The organism is Streptomyces sp. WI03-4A, assembly GCF_033792105.1.
Lineage (GTDB): Bacteria > Actinomycetota > Actinomycetes > Streptomycetales > Streptomycetaceae > Streptomyces > Streptomyces collinus_A.
Window position 1 is genome coordinate 1 of record NZ_JARAUO010000097.1, and the last position, 1899, is coordinate 1899.

Annotated in this window: 2 protein-coding genes and 1 pseudogene; 2 read left to right on the plus strand and 1 reads right to left on the minus strand. The window is 77.9% G+C overall.

Annotated features, from left to right (window positions below):
• Together PV343_RS40520 and PV343_RS40525 are read left to right on the plus strand one after the other, a co-directional pair.
• Positions 1 to 284: pseudogene (locus tag PV343_RS40520) on the plus strand (hypothetical protein); the annotation flags it as partial.
• Positions 285 to 693: 409 nt separating this feature from the next.
• Positions 694 to 1236, plus strand: a complete 543-nt coding sequence (locus PV343_RS40525) for a PP2C family protein-serine/threonine phosphatase (protein ID WP_415923547.1) — start codon at positions 694 to 696, stop codon at positions 1234 to 1236.
• 82 nt (positions 1237 to 1318) lie between these two features.
• Here the strand turns inward: PV343_RS40525 and PV343_RS40190 are convergent.
• A partial coding sequence (locus PV343_RS40190; RefSeq protein WP_319152007.1) for a CHAT domain-containing protein occupies positions 1319 to 1899 on the minus strand: 581 nt, incomplete at its 5' end.

Here is a 1899-nt window from a genome sequence, read left to right on the forward strand (position 1 = left end):
CCCTCACCACCGACCCCGCCGACCACCCCACCTGGTCCGGCGACTCCAGGACCCTGCTCCACCAGTCGGGCACCCGCCTCCGGCTCGTCGACGTCTCCGGCGGCCGCCCGCGCACCGTCCGCGTTCCGCTCGACCGCACCCGGCCCACGCCCGTCGACACCGTCGTCCACGCCGGACGCCTGTGGGACGGCACCGGCGAGACGGTCCGCGAGGACGTCGACATCGTCGTCCGCGGCGGCCGGATCACCGTCGTCGAACCCCACCGCGGCGGCCGGCGGGCCGCCCCGGCCCTGGACCGGCCGGCCGCCCGGCGGCCCCGGCCACACCGTCCTGTGCGCCCTGACCAGCGGAACCGACCAGTACGGCGTCCTGGTCGCGGCCCGGCGGGGCAGGCCCTTCACCCGGCCCGAGGCCGAACGGCTCGCCCTCCTCGCCGAACGCGCCGCCTCCCACATCCGCCACGCCCGCTCCCACGAGCTGGTCGACCGCACCGCCGGCGACCTGCAACGCGCGCTCCTGGCGGAACCCGGCCGACCGCACCCCAACCTGCACGTCGCCATCCGCTACCTGCCCTCGGGCAGCAGCCGGGTGCTGGTGGGCGGCGACTGGTGCGAGACCGTACGGCTCCACTTCGGCCGCACCCTGCTGGTCGTCGGCGACGTGATGGGCCACGGCCTGGAGGCCGCCGTCGACATGAGCGCCTACCGCTCCGCGCTGCGCTACATCGCCTCCGCCGACCTGCCCCCGCACCGCGTCCTGCGGCAGCTCGACGACATCGCCGCCACCGAGGGCGGCCGCAGACCGGCCACCTGCCTGCTCGCGCGGGCCGACCCCGGCCGGGGCCGGCTCACGCTGTCCAGCGCCGGCCACCTGCCGCCCCTGCTCATCGAGCAGGACGGCCGGGCCGCCCTGCTCGGGGTCCCGGTCGGACCCCCGCTCGGCACCGGCTTCGGCGGCTACGAGTCCGCCACCCACGAGCTGGCACCCGGCCAGACCCTGGTGCTGTTCACCGACGGCCTCGTGGAGCGCCGCGGCGAGGACATCGACAGCTCCCTCGCCCGCCTGGCCGCCCTGCGCTTCACCCCCGGCGACGGCGTCGACCACATCCTGGACACCATCCTCGCCCGGCTCGACGCCCGCCACGCGGAGGACGACGTCGCCGTCCTCGCCGCCCGGCCACAGCCCCGCCACGGGCACCCGCCGGCGCAGGAGGGCGCGGAGCCGACGGCCCGGTGAGGCAGTCCGACGGCGGCGGCTGCCGTTTCGGCGGCGAACACGCCGCCCGAGCCGGCCGTCCAGCGCTCGCGGCGGCGGGTGCTCAGGCGCCCGCGTGGACCAGCGCGGACCAGGTCCAGGGGTGGTCCGGAGCGGCCGTGCGCAGGGCTCGTACCGTGTGGTGGAGGGCAAGGGCGGCCGGCAGGGGACCGGGGGCGGGCAGGGCGGGGGCCAGGGTGCGGTGGAAGGCCGCGGCCGCCTCGGCGGCGAACACGTCGCCGACCTCCCACAGGGTGGCCACCGACTGGGTGTAGCCGGCCAGCTGGAAGGCCGAGGCCAGGTGGATCACCTCGTCCACGAGGGCGGGGTCCGCGCTGCCCCGGGCCGTCCCGCAGGCCGACAGGTACGCCAGTTCGGCCGACTCCAGCCGGAGATCGGCGATGTCCCCGATGAGCAGGTCGCCGTCGGCGAGCAGCAGCCGGCCGGCCGCCGTGTCCTCGGGGTCGCCGTCCGCGTGACAGGCGAAGTGCACCACGGCCGCGTCGAGCACCGCCGAGCGCACCGCCTCCCGGGTGGCGGCCGGTCCGATCAGCGGGGTGCCGCCGCCCGCCGCGACCGCCGCGGTGGCCTCGGCGACCGTGCGGGCCAGCGGCGCCTGCCCGGCCGTCTGCGGCATGGCCACCG